The sequence below is a fragment of the Paenibacillus aquistagni genome (genome assembly GCF_900177815.1).
Taxonomy (GTDB): Bacteria; Bacillota; Bacilli; order Paenibacillales; family Paenibacillaceae; genus Paenibacillus_B; species Paenibacillus_B aquistagni.
This window is the reverse complement of sequence record NZ_FXAZ01000004.1, coordinates 17,495-37,188: the sequence shown is the minus strand read 5'-3', so window position 1 is coordinate 37,188 and position 19,694 is coordinate 17,495. Positions and strand designations below refer to the sequence as shown.

Below are 19,694 nucleotides of genomic sequence, written 5' to 3'. Positions count from 1 at the left end.
GTAAACACACCTCAGTTCTATCAGATTAAGCGGCCGAATGCTGGCTCTCTTTGTTCGCCTTGCTTGCTTTGAATTCATTAATCAGCATGCTCACACCACTATACAGCAGAATGGCTGCTACAACCCACTGAAGCATCGATACATCCAGCCCTTTTACCAAATAAACGCCTACAAGCACGCCCAGCACGCCAAATGTTGAAGTGAACAGTGTGATTTTTCTGCTGTACTCTCCATACTTAATGAACTGCATGCTGCCGATCGGTACAGAGAACGTGCAAGCTCCCATCATAATCGGGAACGCTACCACAGGGTTAAGTCCAAGCGCGTATACTGTCACCATCGTCAGTGCATAAGAACCGATGCCAATATTGTTAAGCGCTCCATATACGAACAGACAGATCGCTGCGATAACAAGCTTGCTTCCATACAGGCCTGTTGCGGTGCCGCCTGAAGGCACTAGATTGAACTTGCCAGCCAATATAAACATCGTGGCGATGACGAGTCCGACGCCAATAAATCTGCGGATAACCTTAGGCGAGAGCTTGACCACAAAGCGTGGTCCGATGTAGGCGCCGATAATCTGTGCGACGATACATACCACCAGCGTTTTTATATCCACATTAATAACGGTAATAAATGCAAGCGCCATGACCGCTACTGGGATCACACATTGCGTGTTTAAAGTTCCTGGAAGCTTCTTATCAGAGACGAGCTTGGCCTTTCTGTAAAATATCGAAGAAATCGCAAAGTCCGATACTCCAAATGTCGAGAAGAAAAAGATAATAGTGGAAGAGAACGCGAGCATTATGCCATTCCCTGGCTCCTTTTTTATTTCCTCTCTATGCTTGACTACATCTACAATAAACCGAACAGCAAATGTTACATTAATGAGTACGATAAGGGCAAGTATAATAACGACTGCTGACATAGGATCAACCTTCTCCTGTAGAAGTTTTATACATGCGCGTCAATATCACTGCTTATTCTTAAAAATACTGCGGATTTCCATCAATTCATCTCCGAATTGACGCTTGGCGTCATCCCCGAGTGCGTCTATCAGCTTTAGACAATACGCATCGTGTCTGATATTCTCTTTTGCAAGAAATACCATCGGCACGCTCTGGGTCCATATCACTTCAGCGTTCTTCTCATTTTGAATATGACCAAATAACATCTCTTTGGAATCCACTACGATGTTTATCCATCTTCCACCGCTCTCTTTGAGCTTCTCCTTCTCAAAGCCATGCTTATAATAATTGGAGAGTGGAACATCGTAATCGTGATTTGTGCTGTACAAAATAATGACCGATTGATTCAAGCGAGTCTCTACTTCTTGCAGCTCATCAAGAATATAGTCAATATCCTCTTTCCATACCTGTACATATACATCGGAAACAGCTTCCTTGAGCAGATGTCTGCATTTATTAAAAATATTTTTATACCCTTGGATATACCATAACGTCTCCAAATCCATAGTCTGGTTGTAACTTGTTAGCTCCTGCTTGACTTCAGCAAGGTTATCATCCATCGAGCTTCTAATATTTCCAATAAACTCATCAATCGGTACAGCACTGTAATTCACCGGATTCTGCTGCTTGGATACCACCACACATCCCTTATCTATTAAGATTTCGAGCGTGTTGTACACCTTAGATCTTGGTACAGAAGACTGCTTGCTGATCTCATATCCTGTACCCGGTCCATTCTTAAGCAATGAGATATACACCTTCGTTTCGGACTCCGTAAAATGAAATGACTTTAGCAGTTGAATGACTTTCTCCATCATGCTTCCTCCCGAGTCGTTATTCGTATTTCTTCATTGTACAGACATTCGGGATTTTCACAAAATGATGAAGCGCATGTTGCGATGCTTGAATTGTGATTATTTTCACTATTAATGCTGTTTTGTTGCGTTTGATAGTAGCTACCCTCGTTAACTACTATAAACCATCTTCATTACTTTGTACAGTATTTCACAATCTTTTTTTTGAAAATCACCTTTTGCTTTTGTCCCCCACACTCAACGAAGGCTCCTTCAACATTGCATGGCAGGCTGTAAATCTTCTGTTTACGCAAAAAACCTGGCCAAAGCTGTAGTAAGCTTTAGACCAGGTTGAATTGGTTAACTATGCGGATTTCATCATTTTACTTAACGTATGACCGCGCAGCCAATTCGGTCTCCGGCATTGCCTGCTGGATTCGTATGCATATCATCGGGATCGGCATGAATGATCAGCGCTGTACCGCCTTCTTTTAATAAAGAGTTCGGCACTCCCTTCTGCAAGGTAACGGTCGTTACTACAAATTGAGCTTCCGCTGTGCCGTCAGGTCCAGCAACGAGATTCGGAATATCTCCCGCATGCTCGCCATTTGGGTTATCAAAGCCATGCTCCTTCATTGAAGGGTTGAAATGCCCGCCAGCCGACTTAAAGTCAGGCTGTTCGCATTTTCCAGTCTCATGGATATGAATCCCGTGCAGACCCGGTTTAAGGCCAGCCACCTTGACATCCACCTGCACCCCTTTAGCGAGCTGTGTAAAGGTCGCAGTCCCCATTTTGCTGCCTTTGCTGTCCATAATGTCCTGCGCGATAGGCTGAACCTTCTCAGCTGGCTCGTTCATTTGAGCGGATACGGGGAGATCTTTGCCTTCACAGCTAACAAGTAGAATGAGTAGCACAGAAAACACTAGTAAAAAAATGTTCCTTAGCTTCATAACGGCCTCCTGAACTTTTGGTTATATGTACTGCACCTTATTATTTCCAAACATTTCTCATCATAATCACAACAAAAATGCCTCGAAGAAAGTTTCATCATATTCCTAGAACATAATAAAAGAGGCACGCTAAAACGTGCCTCTCCCATTTCGTTATTCTTATTTTTTGTTCTTATTTAGCACTATATTTATTGACTTCAAATGTCAAGATTTTATCAAAAACGAGATAATCCTTTCGACTTAAAAATGGCCCTACATTCCTACCTTTATCTATTTCGTATGTACTAGATCCTTGTCCAGAAGCCCTCTTTTCATACCAGTTTAAAAAGGAATTCAGTTCATTATTGGACAGATCATATTCTTTGGTTGCTCCAGTCATTAATGTAACGACTAATATTGCTCTGTCCTCTTGTGCTGCTTGCACCATTGCTGATACTAGATTTGAATTTCCGCTTTCCCCAGCTTTATTCGTTGCACTAACTACATAGTAATAAGTTGCACCTGCTACAACATTTGAATCCGTATACTGTCCATAAACACTACTCGCTACAGTAGTGAAGGGTCCCCATGAGGTTGTAGATCGTTTTATATTATAATAAGTAACTTCAGTAACTGTATTCCATGTGAGATCTATTTCACCCTTACCACTTGTTGCTTTTAAATTTGTCGGTGTCTGTGGAGGAGATATATCTTCTCTCCCAAATACATCAAATTCATATACTCTTTGAGAATATGGTGACCACTGACGCAAGGCTATCTTCTTCACTCCATTGATAGGGGTGTCAAGCGTATTAATTGTGCCCCCACCATTAGGATTTGTTACTTCCTTAATTTGATTGCCATTTGTATCATAAAAAAGGATACTTACAGTGTTATGGTCAAAATTAGGATTATTAACTGCTAATAGCTTATACGATGTTATTGTGCTTGTACTTGTAAATGTATATGTCAGGTTACTCTTCGCACCATAATTTCCGTTGGCTTCTATATCATGATATGTCCAATCGAGTCCATCAGTTACTAAATCAGTTGTCCCATGCGAGACACCATAATCTGTTGATATTGTGAGTGGAGATCCTTGAAGTAGTCCTCTTGAATATGCATCCACAGAAGAGACAGGCACAACGATAACGACAGCCACTAACGCTACAAGTAATGCTGATAAAAACTTTTTCATGACACATTCTCCTTTGTAATTGTAATCACATAGAAAAAGTACTAAATATTTCTGAGCATGTCCAAACATTAAAATCCATTTTATGTAATTTTAATTAATTTTTGTTTATTTCTTTATATATCTTTAAATTCACTCATTTAAATGGACACGAAAAAACCACAGAACGTAAAATTTACATTCCATGGCTTCTATTTAAAACTATGAGATGGTACCTTTATAGTTGAATCCAGTTTTTAATTATAGCCTTTTAAATATTGAGGCTGTGCTGCAAACTGATCATAGTATGCTTGAATCTCGACAGGCGCTCCGCCATGCTGACGGGAATGCTCAGCAGCAAAGGCCATTAAGTGGCTCCGCACCGATATCGAAGCGGAAGACAGGTTCTCTGTGCCACCTTCATCGAATGAACGCACCTCATCAAGGAAGGAGGCCACGATCCCGAAGTCTCCCCCGCCATGCCCGGATGCCGTTTCCTTCAGCTTCATCTCACGTGCTTTTTTCGTTACGAAATCATTCACTGTGAAGGAGTAGTCCATCATATCCCCGCGAATATCGCCCTTCGTCCCCATAATCTGAACAATCCGCGTATTATCATGCGTGAACCCGCTCATGCTGAACATGGCGGTTGCACCGCTCTTGAATTCCATGTTGACGACCTGGTGATCCACCACATTATTATCCGTTTGATACACACAACGCCCATAAGGGCCATCTGAAAGTGCTGCTAGAATCTCCTCATCGGTGCCTTGGTCAACGAACTTCTTCGCCCAGCCGCGGCCTGCCTCGCTGAGATAATAATTGACTGCATGGTACTGGCAGCTCTCTTCTGCAGGACAGCCCTGAATACAATAAGCTGGCGCTCCTTCAGGCTTGTTCGCTTCCGTAAAGTGCATTAATGAGCCAAAGGAGCTGATTCGCTCACAAGGCTCGTCCATCAGATAAGCCAGAATATCCATGTCATGGCATGACTTTTGCAGAATCATCGGACTCGATTCCACGCTGTTCCTCCAATTGCCGCGAACAAAGCTATGAGACATATGCATATTGCCAACATTTTCATTAAGCTGGATGGAGACCACTTCTCCAATCGCTCCATCTTGTATTTCCTGCTTGATCGCCTGCCAGAATGTCGTATAGCGGAGCACATGACAGATCGTGAGCAGACGCTGATGCTCCTTGGCCGCTAGCTCCATCTCCACACATTCTTGTGGATCAGGAGACATCGGCTTCTCAAGCAGAACATGATAGCCAAGCTCAAGTCCCTTCAAAGTCGGTTCCCGGTGCATCCGATCCATCGTACAGATAATGGCCACGTCAGCCAAGCGCTCCTTCTCAAGAATCGTTTGCCAAGTATCGTACTGCTGCTCTGTTGTCAAACCATATGTCTTCGCGAATCGCTCACGACGTTCCTGAATAGGCTCGGCCACGCCAACAATAACAAGCTCGGATTGGTGCTGAAGGGCATATGGCGCATAAGCGCGTTCCCCCCGATCTCCGGCGCCAATGACAATTGCTGTTACCGGCTTCATGTTCCATCTCTCCCTCTCTGACTGCAAAGTCTCCGCAAGTGATTAGACACAAGAGGGTGCGCGCCCTCCCCGACACGCACCTGCCTGCATCTTTTGTTTCTATCTATTTCACATACTTCTCCTGATAAGCCTTCGACATCTCATCTGTAATTTCCTTCATTTTTGGGTCATTTTTGATTGATTCAATCAATTTATCGTACGATTCAATCGATTCCTTGCCAGTAATGACCATGACACGCATATCTTCAACCTTTTTCGAGATCTCTGGGTAGTACTTGTTATAAGCTTCCGAATACAGCTCTGCCGAAGGATTCGGAACCTTAACCGTCTTGCGCTCATTGACGATCTCAACGTTGCGGTTGTACACATCATCAGGCATGCCGACTGCGCTGATAGACATATCATCGCTAACCAAGTGAATCATGTTGTTTAGGTTGCCATCCCCTGTCTTATCGATAGCAGCTTGTGGCGTCGATACTTTTTTACCATTTTCAACCGTGTAATGAACTCCTTCAAGACCGTAGGTCAGCATCTCATTGCCTTCTTTGCTGTAGCCATAGTCGAAAAACTCTAGAATCTTCTTCACTTTCGCTTCAGGCACCTTCTTAGGAATGAGGTACACGCCATAATAAGGGGAGCCTGACGGCGTATACTTCACGCCATTCGCATTTTCCAAGTAAGACAAAGGCATCAAGTCTGCCTTCGGATCGACATCACGCACCGATTTGCCGGTCACCCAAGCATGGTTCATGGACATGCCGCCGACGCCTGCCTTGCCGCTTCTCATCGTATCCATCACCTGCGAGAATTTCATGATCGCAAAGTCTTTAGGGAATAAGCCGTCCTCATAGGCTTTCTTGATCCACAGCATCGCTTCTTTAGACTCTTCGGACGTGATAATTGGCGACAACGTATTGTCAGACTGCAGCTTCCAAGAGCCTTGTGTTTCATTGAAGATGTTGTAGATGTAAGCAAGTGATCCAGGGTTAGCGGTATACGGAATCTCATCCGCTTGACCGTTGCCGTTCGGATCTTTCTCTTTAAAAGCTTTCAGCACATTGTAGAATTCATCCAAGGTCTTTGGCGTCTCTAGATTCAAGGCATCCAGCCAATCCTTGCGGACCATTGGGAAGATGCCTCCGCCATAGCTTGGATAATAACGCGGAATGACCATGTTCTTTCCATCCACTTTGGTTACATCCCACATCTCTTTCAACTCATCGCGGTTGAGATTCGGATAGTCTTTTAAGAAAGGAGTCAAGTCCCAGAACACGCCTTGCTTCAGCATTTTTTGCAGCTGAGGGTTCTGCATGGATTCAACAAACGTAACCTCTGGCAAATCTCCCGAAGCCAGCATCACGTTAATCTTCTCCTCTGCGGTAGATGGAGACAACCACGTAATGTTCAGCTTCGTGTTCGTCTCTTTCTCAAGCTCTTTCCACAGGGCATTGGTATTATCAATAAATTCCGTTGCATAGTTCAAGGTCTGAATCGTAATGCTTGTAGGCTCATTGCTGTCTGTACCGCCTTCATTGCCTTTTGACTCGCTGCCGGAGCCTCCTCCACCGCACGCACTAAGCAGTAATGAACTCGTCAAGAGCAGTAGCAGTGTCATTTTTAACAGCGACTTCGGCGACTTTCGTTCTGTGTTTTTCATACCTAGACCCTCCCGTTTATGATGATCGCACCTGACTGGACCTGCTGACTTGCCTCAGTATATCGAATCATCCCTTCACAGAACCTACCATCGCACCTTTGGCGAAGTGCTTCTGCAGGAATGGATACACTAACATGATTGGTATTGTCGCAATAACGACCGCGGCCATCTTCAAGGTTTCCGTTGGCACCTGTCTGTTGACATGGAAGGCAAAGCCTCCTCCACTGCCGGAGCCCATCGTCGTTGGATCAACGAGCATGTTTTGCAGCAGCACCTGCAGCGGCCACATCTTCTGATCGTTGATGAACATCAGCGCATTGAAGTACGTGTTCCAATAGCCGACGGCAAAGAACAAGCCGAATGCAACAAGAGCGGGCAGCGACAAGGGAAGAATAATGCGCCAGAATACGCCAATATCATTGCAGCCATCAATCATTGCCGCTTCTTCAAGGCTTTCCGGAATACTGTCGAAGAAGCCCTTCATCAATAATACATACCAAGCGCTCGTTAAGCTCGGCAGAATAAGCGACCATACGCTATCAATAAGTCCAAGATTACGCACAACCAGATACAACGGAACCAAGCCTGGCGTAAACAAGAACGTAATCAGTACCATAATCATCATCGCCTTGCGAAAGCGCAGGCGCTTTCTGGATACCGCATAGGCCATGCCGCCTGTCACCAACAAGCTGAGCGCGGTGCCTACCGTTGCGAGAAACACGCTCACGGAGATCGAGCTGACGAACAAACCGTTAGACAATAGATGCTTGTAAGCATCAAGCGTCCAATCTCTTGGCCACAAGATCAAGCTTCGCTGATAATATTCCACCGGATCGGTAAATGACAGAATAACCGTATAGTAAATGGGAAAGACCGTCGCCAGTCCAATAAGCAGCAGCAAGGTATTGTTGATGAGACTGAATATGCCGTTTTTCCATCCTCGTTCGTGCATATGAATACCCCTCCTATCTGGGTGATGGTTCGATTAATACAAGCTGTCCTCGCCGTATCGTCTTGCCAGCTTATTGGCCGTGACAACCATAATGACACCGACGATGGATTTGAACAAGCCAATCGCGGTACTGTAGCTGAATTCGCCTTGCCGTATCCCCACACGATACACATACGTATCAAATACTTCGGCTACATTCGTGACTGCCGCATTCATCATAAGATAGATCTGCTCGAAGCCGGTATCTAGAATCGTGCCAAGACGGAGGATCAATAGAATCAAAATGACATTGCGCATCGCTGGAAGCGTCACATGCCACATCCGTCTGAGACGCCCTGCTCCATCCATCACCGCAGCCTCATAGAGCTGAGGATCAACGCCTGCAATGGCAGCTAGGAATATGATCGTACCCCATCCAATCTCCTTCCAGATCGACTGAGCCGTCAGCATTCCCCAGAAGTAATTCGGGTTAGACAAAATATCTATGGTCTCCCAGTTCATCGAGACGAGCCACTTGTTGAACAGCCCTTCCGACTGCGAGAACATCAGATACGTTAAGCCATAGATCAGCACCCAAGACAAGAAGTGCGGAATGTACACGAGTGATTGTATTGTTCGCTTATAAAGCGAGCTTCTCACCTCATTGAGCATTAATGACAATATAATCGGCGCTGGGAAAAAGAAGATTAAGCTCAGGAAGCTAATTGCCAGCGTATTGCGCAACAGCATCCAGAAATCATTATTAGAGAAAAATCGAGCAAAATGCTCAAAGCCGACCCAAGGGCTTCCCAGCACACCAAAGTAAGGCGAGTATTCTTGAAACGCAATTACAAGGTTGGTGATCGGAATATATTTGAAGATAATAAAAAACAAGATGCCTGGCAGGGCAAGCACATACAGGTACTTATCACGCACGACATCAGACCAAAGCCGCCCCCACTTTGATTTAGGCTTTGCAGACCGAGCAGTTGGTGCCCCTTTTGCAGGCTGAACGGTGTCTTGTACTTTCATCGGTATTCCCTCACTTTCAGCGTGTCATCTCATTCGATTTACCGTTCTCGGGATCTTGAAATGTACCCCTAATGTATACGCTTCCATAATTGCCTGCAATTTTACTTTTTTTCCGCAGCGCTTCTAGACCTAATACCAAGATGTCCTTCCGCCCGCTATCGTTGATATAGCAAGGGTTAGGGGGATTTCATTTCCTTCAATTGCACTTTTTTTCCTGCGCTTCAATACAGGCCATCTTTATGCCTTTATGAGATAAATGCTCTCCTTCCCATCAGATACAGCCTTTTCACCTGCCTATACATTCGCTATGATAGTACTAATCATGTAGAAGTTCCCAATTCGAATCCAGCAGCTGCAAGAATTCGCCTTAACCAACAGGGGGTTTACGAAAATGAGACCAAGGAATTCTGAATCCGGTTTCAAAGGAATCATGTACTGGAGAAGTATTGTACTTGCGATATTGTTAACCTGCCTTCCCATCTCCGTCATAACAGCCGTCTATCTCTATGTAGGCAATCAGCATATGATTAATCAATATCAGCAGCGCAACGAAGAAGCGCTTGTGGATGCAGCCAGGCAAGTGGATGAGCAATTTACCCAGTTGGTTCAGTATGCGCTCAATATGGTCGTTAAGCCGTACTTTAAATCCTCTTTATCCGATATGGACTTTGTTTCGAATATTGAAGTGACCGATGAGCTCTTTAACACCTTGAATCTGGTGGAGAGTGCGGATCCTCTTGTCGATCAAGTCTATCTTTATATTCAAAAGCAAAACAAAATCATGGAGCCAGAGCTCGGGCTTCGAACGCTTGATGATAAGGATGATGCCTCAAGCTTTGGTAGGCTGATGGATGAGGACACCGATATGTTCTGGGTTCACGATCTTGAACGCCCATTCAATAAAGGCGGTTCCTCTCATGCTCTTGTTATGAGGCTGCCCTTCAACGGCCATGCTCCTTACGGCGCCATCGTGATCTATATCGACCCTTCCAAGCTCCATGTGATTCGCAATGCGGAGAACATATCGTTCTTGCTGGATGGCAAGAGCCATCTTATCGGAGAGTCAGGACAGAGCCGCATGATGCCGGAGGCGATGAGTGCCATTCGGGAGCAGCTTGAGCTTAAGCATGACGGAGAAGGCTTGTCTCATCAACGCATGAGAGTTCCAATTGATGATGATGTCCTGCTTGTGAATACCGTGCAATTTGAGAAAATGCAAAGCATATGGACTTACGTGTCTGGTACGCCTCAGTCCATGATTACGGCTCCGACAAAGCCTTATACCCACATTATCTTGATGTGCTTTTCCTTTGCTCTTGCTGGCTCGCTTGGCGTCAGCTGGTATGCTTCCAAGAGCATGTATCGTCCGATTCGCAAAATGTTGAATCTAATCGGCAGTGAGCAGACGAGGCAGAGCTCAGTCTACAATGAGCTGGATTATATTGAGCATGAATGGAAGCGTTATCGTTTCTCGCATTCTACCCTGCAAAGCCAATGGCAGCAATCCTTGCCTGCCATTAGAGAAGCGTACATCAATCAATTTGTGAACGGGCAAGCCGCTCATCTCACAGAAGCCGAGTATGTCGCCAAGCTGAACGAGATGGAGCTGGATATTTCCGATAGACAATTCGCAGCCATCGTGCTGAAGCAGCATACTCATGGGGAAGCGCGTGTGCCCCTAACTGAGAATGACCAGCACCTGCTTACCTATGCAGCATTGAACGTTATCCAGGAGCTCGCTGAAGAGCTTGATGCCTATGTGCACACGATCAACTTTTTTGATGGTTCCTTCGGTGTCATCCTGATTGTGCCTGCGGAGCAAACCCTTGATGAGCAAAGGAAGCAAATGCGGCTGTTAGGCGATCAGATCATGCGAGCGCTCCGTGACACGCTGCGTATGACAGCAACGATCGTGCTTGGAGGGCCAAGCTCGCAGTGGACAGATGTCCCGCACATTGTTGAGCAGGCGAAGCGAGCACTGCAATACCGTTCCTTCGACGCAGGCAGTCAGCTCTTGGAAGCAGAGACCGTATTATCGCAAAAAAATGATTGGGTTGACTTCCCATTGGAGCTCGAACAAGAGTTTATTCACAACTTGAACCTGGGACTCCGTGAAGAAGCTATGCGCTCACTCAGCCGCTTTGTCACTGCATTGCAGGCCAGCGGCAGCTCAGAGTGGCATGTTCATCACGGCCTTATACGCTTAATAACCAGTGTGCATCGCTCCATGCTGCAGGCTGGTCTTAATCCTTATCAGATTTATGACTTTTCGAATCTACAGGAGCAGTTATCCTTGCTCCGAGAGCCTAAAGCCTGCATTCACTGGTTCGAGGCGGAGATCATTGTGCCTTATCTACATCAGCTTACAAAGAACTTCAATAGTTCCATGAAATCAATTGTCGAACATGTGCTTGAGCAGATTGAGCAGAATGGCATGCAGGATCTCTCCCTCGATACCATTGCTGCCGAGGCAGGTGTGAGCGTCTCTCAGCTCAGCAAGGCATTCAAGCAAATGACAGGCACAAACTATATGGATTACCTGACTACAGTGCGCATGAACCGCTGTAAAGAACTGCTGCTTACTACGGATATGCGCATCAATGAGATTGCAGAGGCTGCCGGGTATCAACCTTCCTACTTCAATCGGATGTTTAAGAAGCTTGAGGGAGTCACCCCTGGACAATATCGACAGCAGGATTCTGGCATCAAGCCATTTGTTAAATGAAAAAGAAAGAAGCCGCTCTCCATAACGGATAGCGGCTTCTTTCTTTCCATCGCATAACCTTATATTCAAGAAAAGAACGATGGCGTTCCTTTCCCATCATACGGTATTGGTCAACTGCATCTTGCTTGTATGAGCGAAGATTAGTTCTCCAATTCTTCCTTGCTAACGAGCGATACTAAAGCGCTTACAGCCTGATCTGCATCCGCGCCATCTGCTGTAATGGTAATAGACGTGCCCGAGCTGATTGCGAGACTCATAATACCCATAATGCTCTTCGCATTAACCTTTTTGTCTTCCTTCTCCACGAAGATATCCGAAGAATATTTATTTGCCTCTTGTACGAACAGTGCCGCTGGACGTGCATGCAGTCCTGTCTTCAGACGTACAACAACTGGTTGTTGAGCCATGCAAATCATACCCCCTATATATTTGTTACATAATTACAACATAAACATGTTACAACATCAACATTGAAGCATTAGTAAATTTTACGTCATTATAGTTCATTTTATCACATTATACCATTATAAAGGATATTAAACTAGAACAAAAGTGTCATGGTCTTCGAATTCGTTCGGCGATCTCATCAAGCTTGCGCAGGCGGTGATTAACCCCTGACTTGCTCACTTTGACCTTCAGCAATTCGCCAACTTCCTTGAGATTGATATCCGGATGAGCCAGACGAACCTCCGCTACCTCGCGAAGCTTATCAGGAAGCGAATCAAGGCCTATTTCCCTTTGAATCAGCTTAATATTATCGATCTGTCTTACGGCTGCGCCAATGGTCTTGTTAAGGTTCGCCGTCTCACAGTTCACAATTCGGTTAACGGAATTACGCATGTCCCGCATAATGCGCACATCCTCAAACTTAAACAGCGCCTGATGCGCGCCAATAATATTAAGGAATTCAATAATCTTCTCGCCTTCCTTGATATAGAAGACAAACCCCTTCTTGCGCTCAATCCAACGAGCGTTCAAATAAAACTCGTTAGCGAGATCAGCCAGTGCCTTGCAGTGCTCTTCATACATCGAAGAGATCTCCAGATGATAGGATGAACCTTCCGGATTATTTACCGAGCCTCCCGCAAGAAAAGCTCCTCTCAAGTAAGCACGCTTACAGCAATTGTTTGCTATTGTGCTTGGATCTATTCCGTCAGTGAACAAGAAGCCTTCGGAGACGATGTGAAGATCTAACAGAATCTCCTGTACGCCTGCGGGAATACGAACAATATAGACATTGTTCTTCTTAAGGCGCATTTTCTTACGCACCAACAGCTCCGTATGGATCTGAAAGTGCTTCTTCACAAGCGTGTAGATGCGGCGAGCAATCGCAGCATTCTCCGTTGATATATCCAAGACAACCTTGCGATTAGAGGAGAGCTGCACCGAGCCATTCATTCGCATCAGCGCAGATAATTCAGCCTTTTCACAGCACGAATCCGATTCAATCATCGTGAGCTCTTTTTTGGTTTGTGCCGCAAAAGACATCGTCATTCACCTCTTTCGTAACATCCAATCTTCAACAAGCTGATAAATATGGTGGCTGAGCTTTGCCGCATCATGCCGCAGATAGGTGCGGAATAAGACCAAGGAATCCGCAATGACTTTGTAGCCTTGTCTTGTCACCTCATCAAGGTCTAGATGAACTGCAGTCGACCCCTTCTCAGCGTACAAATCCTGCACTTGAGGCGGAATCTCGCCATCATTGACAATCACATAATCGAACAATTGATGTCCAATATGGTCTTGTACAGCCGTTAAATGATCGCTTACCGTATAATTATCCGTCTCGCCAGGCTGTGTCATGACATTGCAGACAAACAGCTTTACGGCTTGGGATTCAATGATAGCCTCTGCGAGCTTAGGCACGAGCAGATTAGGGATAATGCTGGTATACAAGCTGCCTGGCCCAATTAGGATGGCATCTGCTTCACGCAGGGCCTCAACCGCTTCCTCCAACGGCTCGACATCATCCGGCTCTAGGAATACACGCTTGATGCGCTTGCCGTACTTTGGAATATTGGATTCCCCTTCAACAATCGTCCCATCCATCATCTCGGCCTTGAGCACAACCGCTTCATTCGCTGCTGGCAGCACTCTGCCGCGCACGGCGAGCACACGGCTCAACTCACGAACACCTGCCACGAAATCGCCTGTAATATCAGACATTGCTGCAAGGATTAGATTGCCAAGACTATGTCCTGCTAAGCCCGTCCCTTGCTTGAATCGATACTTCAGCATCTCGGATAGAGATGGCTCAACATCGGCTAATGCTGTAAGTACGTTGCGAATATCCCCTGGAGGCGGCATTTGCAATTCATTTCTTAAAATGCCAGAGCTGCCTCCATCATCAGCCACTGTTACAATAGCTGTAATATCCAGAGGCTTCTCCTTAAGTCCACGAAGCATGACCGACAGCCCTGTACCGCCACCCATCACTACGATGCGCGGGCGCTGCTGCTTCTTCGATTGTTGACCCATAGCGACCTCCCGTCAGTGTCGGTCACGTTCCGCATCGCGGTGACTGATACGTACACTTTCCGTGTCACTAGCACCGATCATACGACCGATATATTCAGCTATGGCAACCGAGCGGTGCTTGCCTCCGGTACAGCCAATGCCGATAACGACCTGACTCTTTCCTTCTTTATGATATTGAGGAATAAGGTAATTCAGCATATCCAATAGCTTCGTTAGAAATTGCTGAGTTTCCGGCCACTTCATGACATAATCATATACATCCTGATCCTGGCCCGTTCTCGGACGCAGCTGCTCCACATAATGCGGATTCGGCAGAAATCTCACATCAAAGATGAGGTCTGCATCAATAGGCACACCATATTTGAAGCCAAATGAGGTCACATTAATGGACATCAAATGCTGGTCAGATTGCATAAATCGGCTAATAATTCGATCTTTGAGCTGAGCAGGCTTCAGATTGCTCGTATCAATGACTTGATTCGCCCATCCCTTAAGATCCTCAAGAAGCTTGCGCTCCATACGAATGCCATCAAGCGGCATCCCATCCGGAGTTAACGGATGGCGTCTTCTGCTCTCCTTGTATCGCTGCACCAGAACGCTGTCGGTGGCATCAAGGAATAAGATCTCGCAGCTGATCGTGTAGTGATCACGAATATAATTCAAAGATTCAGATAAAGCTGTAAAGAACTCACGACCTCTCAAGTCTATCACCAAGGCTACCTTGGCAATCTTGCCCTTGGATTGCTCGATGAGCTCAGCAAATTTGGGAATCAAGACAGGGGGAAGATTATCTACGCAAAAAAATCCGAGGTCCTCTAGGCTCTGCACGGCAATCGTCTTGCCTGCACCTGACATCCCTGTAATAATGACCAGCTTCGACATTGCTGATGTTTCCATCGACTCTATCATCGTTTGTCCTCTCCTTACTGCAAACCCATTACGAATGCAAGAACAGGCCTGCGGCTCCAATCATTCCTGCGTCGTTGCCTAATTCCGCTGCTACGATTGACACACCACGTGTGACTGGCTCAGGTGTAAGCTTCATAAACGTGTCTCGGATCTGGTCAAATAAATAATCGCCAGCTTTGGACACCCCGCCTCCAATAATGAAACGCTCTGGGTTCAATGTAACGGCGATCGAAGCCATGGATTTCCCAATGTAGAAGGCAGCCCGGCTTACGATTCGCTCAGACACCTCATCGCCTGCCTTTGCCGCATCAAATACATCCTTTGCGGTAATCGCATGCTCCAGAAGAGACAGCGATGTGCGATCGCCGCGCTCCACAGCGTCATTAGCCATGCGAATAATGCCTGTAGCTGAAGAAACAGTCTCCAAGCATCCCATCTTGCCGCAACCGCATTGAATGGCCTCAAGATCTGGAATAACCGCCATATGTCCAAGCTCTCCTGCAAGTCCGGAGAAGCCTTGTACAATCTTGCCGCCGACAATGATTCCACCACCGACACCTGTTCCTAATGTATAGCACACACAATGTTCAAGCCCTTTGCCTGCGCCACTCCATACCTCGCCTAATGCAGCTACATTTGCATCATTATCAATCTTAATCATCTTGCCAAGACGCTCTTCAAGAATGGAGCGAATAGGCACCTCTTTAAAACCTATGTTAGGAGCAAGCACAATAATGCCTTCCTTAATGTTGGTAAATCCAGCTACTCCTGCGCCTACTCCAGCAATTTGATCCCATTCATAAGGCGAAGTTTCTACGATATGACGAACATATTTTTCAATATTATTGATGACTGCTTCGGTTCCTTGGGCTACTTCAGTTGGGCCTTCAAACGTTTGCAAGAGTTCTCCTGCGGCATTCACTAACCCTACCTTAATTGCCGTTCCTCCCAAATCGACACCTACGTAGAATTGTTCAGACATGCGTCATCCACCTTTTATGTTTTTCGTTAGGTTCTTCTGTTCCCACTATACGCGAACCTGAGCAGTCAGGTCAAGAACGGGAACCCCCGCAGCACAAGCAAACGGAGCCTGCTGCGGCTCCGTCTGTATGTGCAAAATCATATCATGTTCAAGCTGAATCTGCTATAACGAATGCAACGGGTCCTAATGCAATTAGTTTCCGCTCCAGTCATGAACCATATTGCCTTCCAAGAACTTCTCGCAATCAAGCGCGGCTTGACAGCCAGAGCCTGCGGCCGTAATCGCTTGGCGATATTTCATATCATGCACATCGCCTGCTGCAAAGATGCCGGGTACGCTGGTTTCAGACGTGCCGGGCTTCACAACAACATAACCGGATTCATTGAGCTCCACTTGGCCCTTCAGGAAGCCAGTATTTGGCGTATGCCCAATCGCTACGAACAAGCCATCGGTAGAAATCACTTCTTCCTCGCCAGTCTCGTTGTTCTTAACGCGAAGACCGGTTACACCAAGCGGACCTGCTTCCACAGCAATCGGAGTGCGGTTTAATGCCCAGCCGATCTTCTCATTGCTTTTCGCGCGATCCTGCATAATTTTGGAGGCGCGGAGCTCATCACGACGGTGAACCAGTGTAAGCTCAGAAGCAAAGCGTGTCAGGAAGTTTGCTTCTTCCATTGCGGAATCGCCGCCGCCTACGACAACAATCTTCTTGTTGCGGAAGAAGAAGCCGTCACAAGTTGCGCATGCGCTAACGCCTTTGCCCAGATTATCCTGCTCGCCTGGAATATCTAGATAACGAGCGGATGCCCCAGTAGCTACAATAACGGATTCCGCGAGCACTTCGCCCACGCCTTCCACTTGCAATTTGAATGGTCGCTCGCTAGCATCCACGGATTGGACAATGCCAGTCTTGAATGTGGTGCCAAAGCGTTCCGCCTGCTTGCGCATATTCTCCATCAATTCAGGGCCCGTAATGCCTTCTGGGAAGCCTGGAAAGTTCTCAACCTCAGTAGTCGTTGTCAGCTGTCCTCCTGGTTGAGGGCCCTCGATAATGAGTGGTGCCAGATTAGCGCGGGCCAAATAGATCGCTGCTGTATAGCCTGCAGGACCCGTACCGATTACAACCGTTTTGTACACTTGTTGAGTCATAGGAAAGCATCCTCCTTAAAAGGTTATATCTATTTTAATCATTTTCTAGAGCGAGCAGCGAATACTTGCTGTTCTATTAATAACCTTATTTTGATGATCAGAATCGCAAAGCTTATGCTAGCTTATCTCGATCAGGAGCGATTGGAGCTCTGATGGCTGTCAACTAAGGTTTCCTCCATCAATCGCTTCACATTGCGGCTGACACTGGCAGCTGATACTTGATAGCGTTCAGCAGCCTCCTGATAAGAGATCGAGCGATGATGCTGTCTCATTATGATATACTCGAGCGCCGCCGCCCATACCCCTGCCTTTGTCAGCTTGGGGACATCGGGATATGCTTTAGTCAGCCAATTGTACCACAGCATCTCGGCATCATACATCATCAACAAGCTTGCATGCGGCTCCAGTTGATAGCGCAGCTCCTCGATCACACGGCCCCAAGCTTCATCCCATTCTGGAATTGGCTCTGCCAAATAAGTCGTGCCATAAGACTGAATGCTGCCTTCAAGCTCCACCTGAATAGCCTCGCTCACACCCATTCTTCTTAGCATATAGAAGCTGACCTGCTTGGCCACAAGCTCTTGATCAGGATCCAGCAGCAGTACATGCAATGCCTCTTGCGCTTCCAAGTCACCTAGACAGCTAATCGCTTCAATCGCCTGCAGCTTCGTATCCAGATCTCCGAAACGAAGCGCCCAGAATAGAGAGCTTCTAACAAGCGGATCGCGCTTCACCTTTTGCTGCCAGGCGCTGCGAAGTTCTGTTGTGGATGACTGTTCCTGATCCACTTGCTGCCCAAGACCAGAATGCTCAAGCGCCTGCTGATATCTTCTGCTTTCTTCATCATAAGGCAGCCGGTAATGATAGCTTGGCATCTGCGTTAAGGTATCCCCCGGCCGGATACGCTGCAGCTGCTCCAGGTAATAAGCGGCTATGCCCGACTTTGCATCAAGTCTGCGGCATACCGCCCACCAGCGCGCAGCTTCATCATAACGTCCGATGTGGCAAGCCGCGACCGCAGCATAATGGTACACGGAAGGCTCTCTCATCGCCGTTCTCGTCACAATGCGCTTCAAATGCCGATAGGCCTGTTCATGCTCGCCAAGAATCCCCATCGTCGTGGCCAGCTTGAAGCTGTGCTCAGGATGGAAGGGCTCTGTCTTCGACAGCACTTGAATCATTTCCTGTACGACATCCTCATGGCCTGCCTGGCGCTCAAAGATCGCCAGGTTGCATAATGCATGCAAGTTTCCTGCATCGCGCTCAAGCACACCGCGAAGCGTAAGCTGGGCCTCTTCAAAGCGTCCCATGTAGTAGTATGCCAAAGCTAAGTTGTTGCGTGCAGCTAGAAAATCAGGATCAGCCTCCAAGATCGCCAGCAGGATCTGCTCTGCTTCATTGAAGCGGCCATCCTCCAGCATTTGCCGCGCAGTGGCATGCTGAAGCTCCTGCTCATCGCTATCCTCCAGCGATGAAGGATCGACCTTCCTCTCATTAGAAGCTGACTCCCGCTCCTCTTCAAGTCGCTCAAGCGTTGCAACATGCTGCTCTTTTTCCGAAGAAGCCTCCTCCTCAGAGGACTCGCCGGTTTTCCCTCGCTTCGCCATAATAGGGTGCTGCTGCTCATAATGGAGCATGTCCAGCATTTCCTGGGCTTCCTCCGCATAGATCCCTGTTGGGTCCATGGACAAATAATGCTCCAGCAGCGCTTCTGCTGCCTCGAATTTCTCAAGATAAGCACAATTGTTGGCCATATAGTAGTAGCATTCTGTTAATTCTGGATCAAGCTCCGTAACCACATGTTCTAGAATTCGATTGGATTGCTCGAATTGCCCTGCTTCTGCAAGAGCTCCAGCATAATTGCACTGGTGAATGGGATCGGTAGGCTCGCAATCTGCAGCCTTACGGAAATATTTTAATGCCTTGTCGTAATGCATCCGCTCTAATGCCTTAATAGCACGGTCTGCATAGGCTGTGGCATCAACCGGAAACGCAATAAGATTCGTGTGATTGCCCGCATGGTGTCCCGTTGATTCAGACATCTGATCTGCCATCGCCAAGGCACCTCCTAACTGTCATCGTTATCTGTGTGTAATTCATGCATTCACAAGTATAACATAACGAGACCGTTATCCCTCAACTCTTTCCACAAGCTGCATTTTCCTGCATCCCTAGTCGTCCACAAATGCGGCTGGATCGGCTTGGTTTTTGACCTCACTTGCTCTCTTCTCTCTTTCACGCTGCTTAACGTTTGGTTAGGTTGTCATCCATTCCTTATCCAGACTGCATGCAGATGAAGAATAAGAAGAGCGGCCTACGAATCAAGAAAAGGAGGCGCAGTTTCCCCTTCTTGGCGTCACAGATGAACACTCTTCCTATCTGCCTCTGTTCTAGTCATAATTGAATGGA

The 19,694-nt window shown here is 46.7% G+C and carries 16 protein-coding genes; 1 reads left to right on the top strand and 15 read right to left on the bottom strand.

Annotation, left to right across the window (positions count from 1 at the left end; all coding sequences use genetic code 11):
• Window positions 1-25: 25 nt before the first annotated feature.
• From B9Y93_RS14230 to B9Y93_RS14195, 8 genes are all read right to left on the bottom strand, one after another.
• Entirely contained in the window at window positions 26-928 is a 903-nt protein-coding gene (locus tag B9Y93_RS14230) for a sulfite exporter TauE/SafE family protein (protein WP_085495224.1), read from the bottom strand.
• A 45-nt stretch (window positions 929-973) separates the two neighbouring features.
• Window positions 974-1,786 (bottom strand): TrmB family transcriptional regulator, encoded by an 813-nt coding sequence (locus tag B9Y93_RS14225; protein WP_240968219.1) that lies wholly within the window; start codon window positions 1,784-1,786, stop codon window positions 974-976.
• Window positions 1,787-2,149: 363 nt separating this feature from the next.
• Window positions 2,150-2,713, bottom strand: coding sequence for a superoxide dismutase family protein (locus tag B9Y93_RS14220; protein WP_085495220.1), 564 nt, complete (start codon window positions 2,711-2,713; stop codon window positions 2,150-2,152).
• Window positions 2,714-2,885: 172 nt separating this feature from the next.
• Window positions 2,886-3,890 carry a fibronectin type III domain-containing protein gene (locus tag B9Y93_RS14215; RefSeq protein ID WP_085495218.1) on the bottom strand — a complete coding sequence of 335 codons (1,005 nt, stop codon included), beginning with the start codon at window positions 3,888-3,890 and terminating at the stop codon, window positions 2,886-2,888.
• A 233-nt stretch (window positions 3,891-4,123) separates the two neighbouring features.
• A complete protein-coding gene (locus B9Y93_RS14210; RefSeq protein ID WP_085495215.1) occupies window positions 4,124-5,419 on the bottom strand; it encodes a Gfo/Idh/MocA family oxidoreductase in 1,296 nt (431 codons plus the stop codon).
• A gap of 103 nt (window positions 5,420-5,522) precedes the next feature.
• On the bottom strand, window positions 5,523-7,076 hold the full coding sequence (locus B9Y93_RS14205; RefSeq protein ID WP_085495213.1) for an extracellular solute-binding protein: 1,554 nt from the start codon (window positions 7,074-7,076) through the stop codon (window positions 5,523-5,525).
• A gap of 67 nt (window positions 7,077-7,143) precedes the next feature.
• Window positions 7,144-8,028 carry a carbohydrate ABC transporter permease gene (locus B9Y93_RS14200; protein ID WP_085495211.1) on the bottom strand — a complete coding sequence of 295 codons (885 nt, stop codon included), beginning with the start codon at window positions 8,026-8,028 and terminating at the stop codon, window positions 7,144-7,146.
• 33 nt (window positions 8,029-8,061) lie between these two features.
• Window positions 8,062-9,039, bottom strand: coding sequence for an ABC transporter permease (locus tag B9Y93_RS14195; RefSeq protein WP_085495210.1), 978 nt, complete (start codon window positions 9,037-9,039; stop codon window positions 8,062-8,064).
• A gap of 391 nt (window positions 9,040-9,430) precedes the next feature.
• Here B9Y93_RS14195 and B9Y93_RS14190 point away from each other — a divergent pair, with 391 nt between their 5' ends.
• Window positions 9,431-11,764, top strand: a complete 2,334-nt coding sequence (locus B9Y93_RS14190) for a helix-turn-helix domain-containing protein (RefSeq protein ID WP_085495208.1) — start codon at window positions 9,431-9,433, stop codon at window positions 11,762-11,764.
• A 140-nt stretch (window positions 11,765-11,904) separates the two neighbouring features.
• On the opposite strand, the gene B9Y93_RS14185 is transcribed toward B9Y93_RS14190, so the two are convergent.
• The 7 genes from B9Y93_RS14185 to B9Y93_RS14155 all read right to left on the bottom strand — a co-directional run bounded on the left by B9Y93_RS14185 (window position 11,905) and on the right by B9Y93_RS14155 (window position 19,339).
• On the bottom strand, window positions 11,905-12,171 hold the full coding sequence (locus B9Y93_RS14185; protein WP_085495206.1) for an HPr family phosphocarrier protein: 267 nt from the start codon (window positions 12,169-12,171) through the stop codon (window positions 11,905-11,907).
• A 148-nt stretch (window positions 12,172-12,319) separates the two neighbouring features.
• Window positions 12,320-13,252: a DNA-binding protein WhiA gene (whiA, locus tag B9Y93_RS14180; protein WP_085495204.1), complete on the bottom strand. Its 933-nt coding sequence runs from the start codon at window positions 13,250-13,252 to the stop codon at window positions 12,320-12,322.
• 6 nt (window positions 13,253-13,258) lie between these two features.
• The gene (locus tag B9Y93_RS14175) at window positions 13,259-14,245 is read right to left on the bottom strand and encodes a gluconeogenesis factor YvcK family protein (RefSeq protein WP_085495202.1); all 987 of its coding nucleotides are present in this window, start codon (window positions 14,243-14,245) and stop codon (window positions 13,259-13,261) included.
• Between the two features lie 12 nt (window positions 14,246-14,257).
• Window positions 14,258-15,154 carry an RNase adapter RapZ gene (gene rapZ / locus B9Y93_RS14170; protein ID WP_085495200.1) on the bottom strand — a complete coding sequence of 299 codons (897 nt, stop codon included), beginning with the start codon at window positions 15,152-15,154 and terminating at the stop codon, window positions 14,258-14,260.
• Between the two features lie 28 nt (window positions 15,155-15,182).
• Window positions 15,183-16,136 (bottom strand): ROK family glucokinase, encoded by a 954-nt coding sequence (locus B9Y93_RS14165; RefSeq protein WP_085495198.1) that lies wholly within the window; start codon window positions 16,134-16,136, stop codon window positions 15,183-15,185.
• 192 nt (window positions 16,137-16,328) lie between these two features.
• The gene (gene trxB / locus B9Y93_RS14160; protein WP_170936668.1) at window positions 16,329-17,285 is read right to left on the bottom strand and encodes a thioredoxin-disulfide reductase; all 957 of its coding nucleotides are present in this window, start codon (window positions 17,283-17,285) and stop codon (window positions 16,329-16,331) included.
• A 131-nt stretch (window positions 17,286-17,416) separates the two neighbouring features.
• Window positions 17,417-19,339, bottom strand: coding sequence for a tetratricopeptide repeat protein (locus tag B9Y93_RS14155; protein WP_085495196.1), 1,923 nt, complete (start codon window positions 19,337-19,339; stop codon window positions 17,417-17,419).
• Window positions 19,340-19,694: the final 355 nt, after the last annotated feature.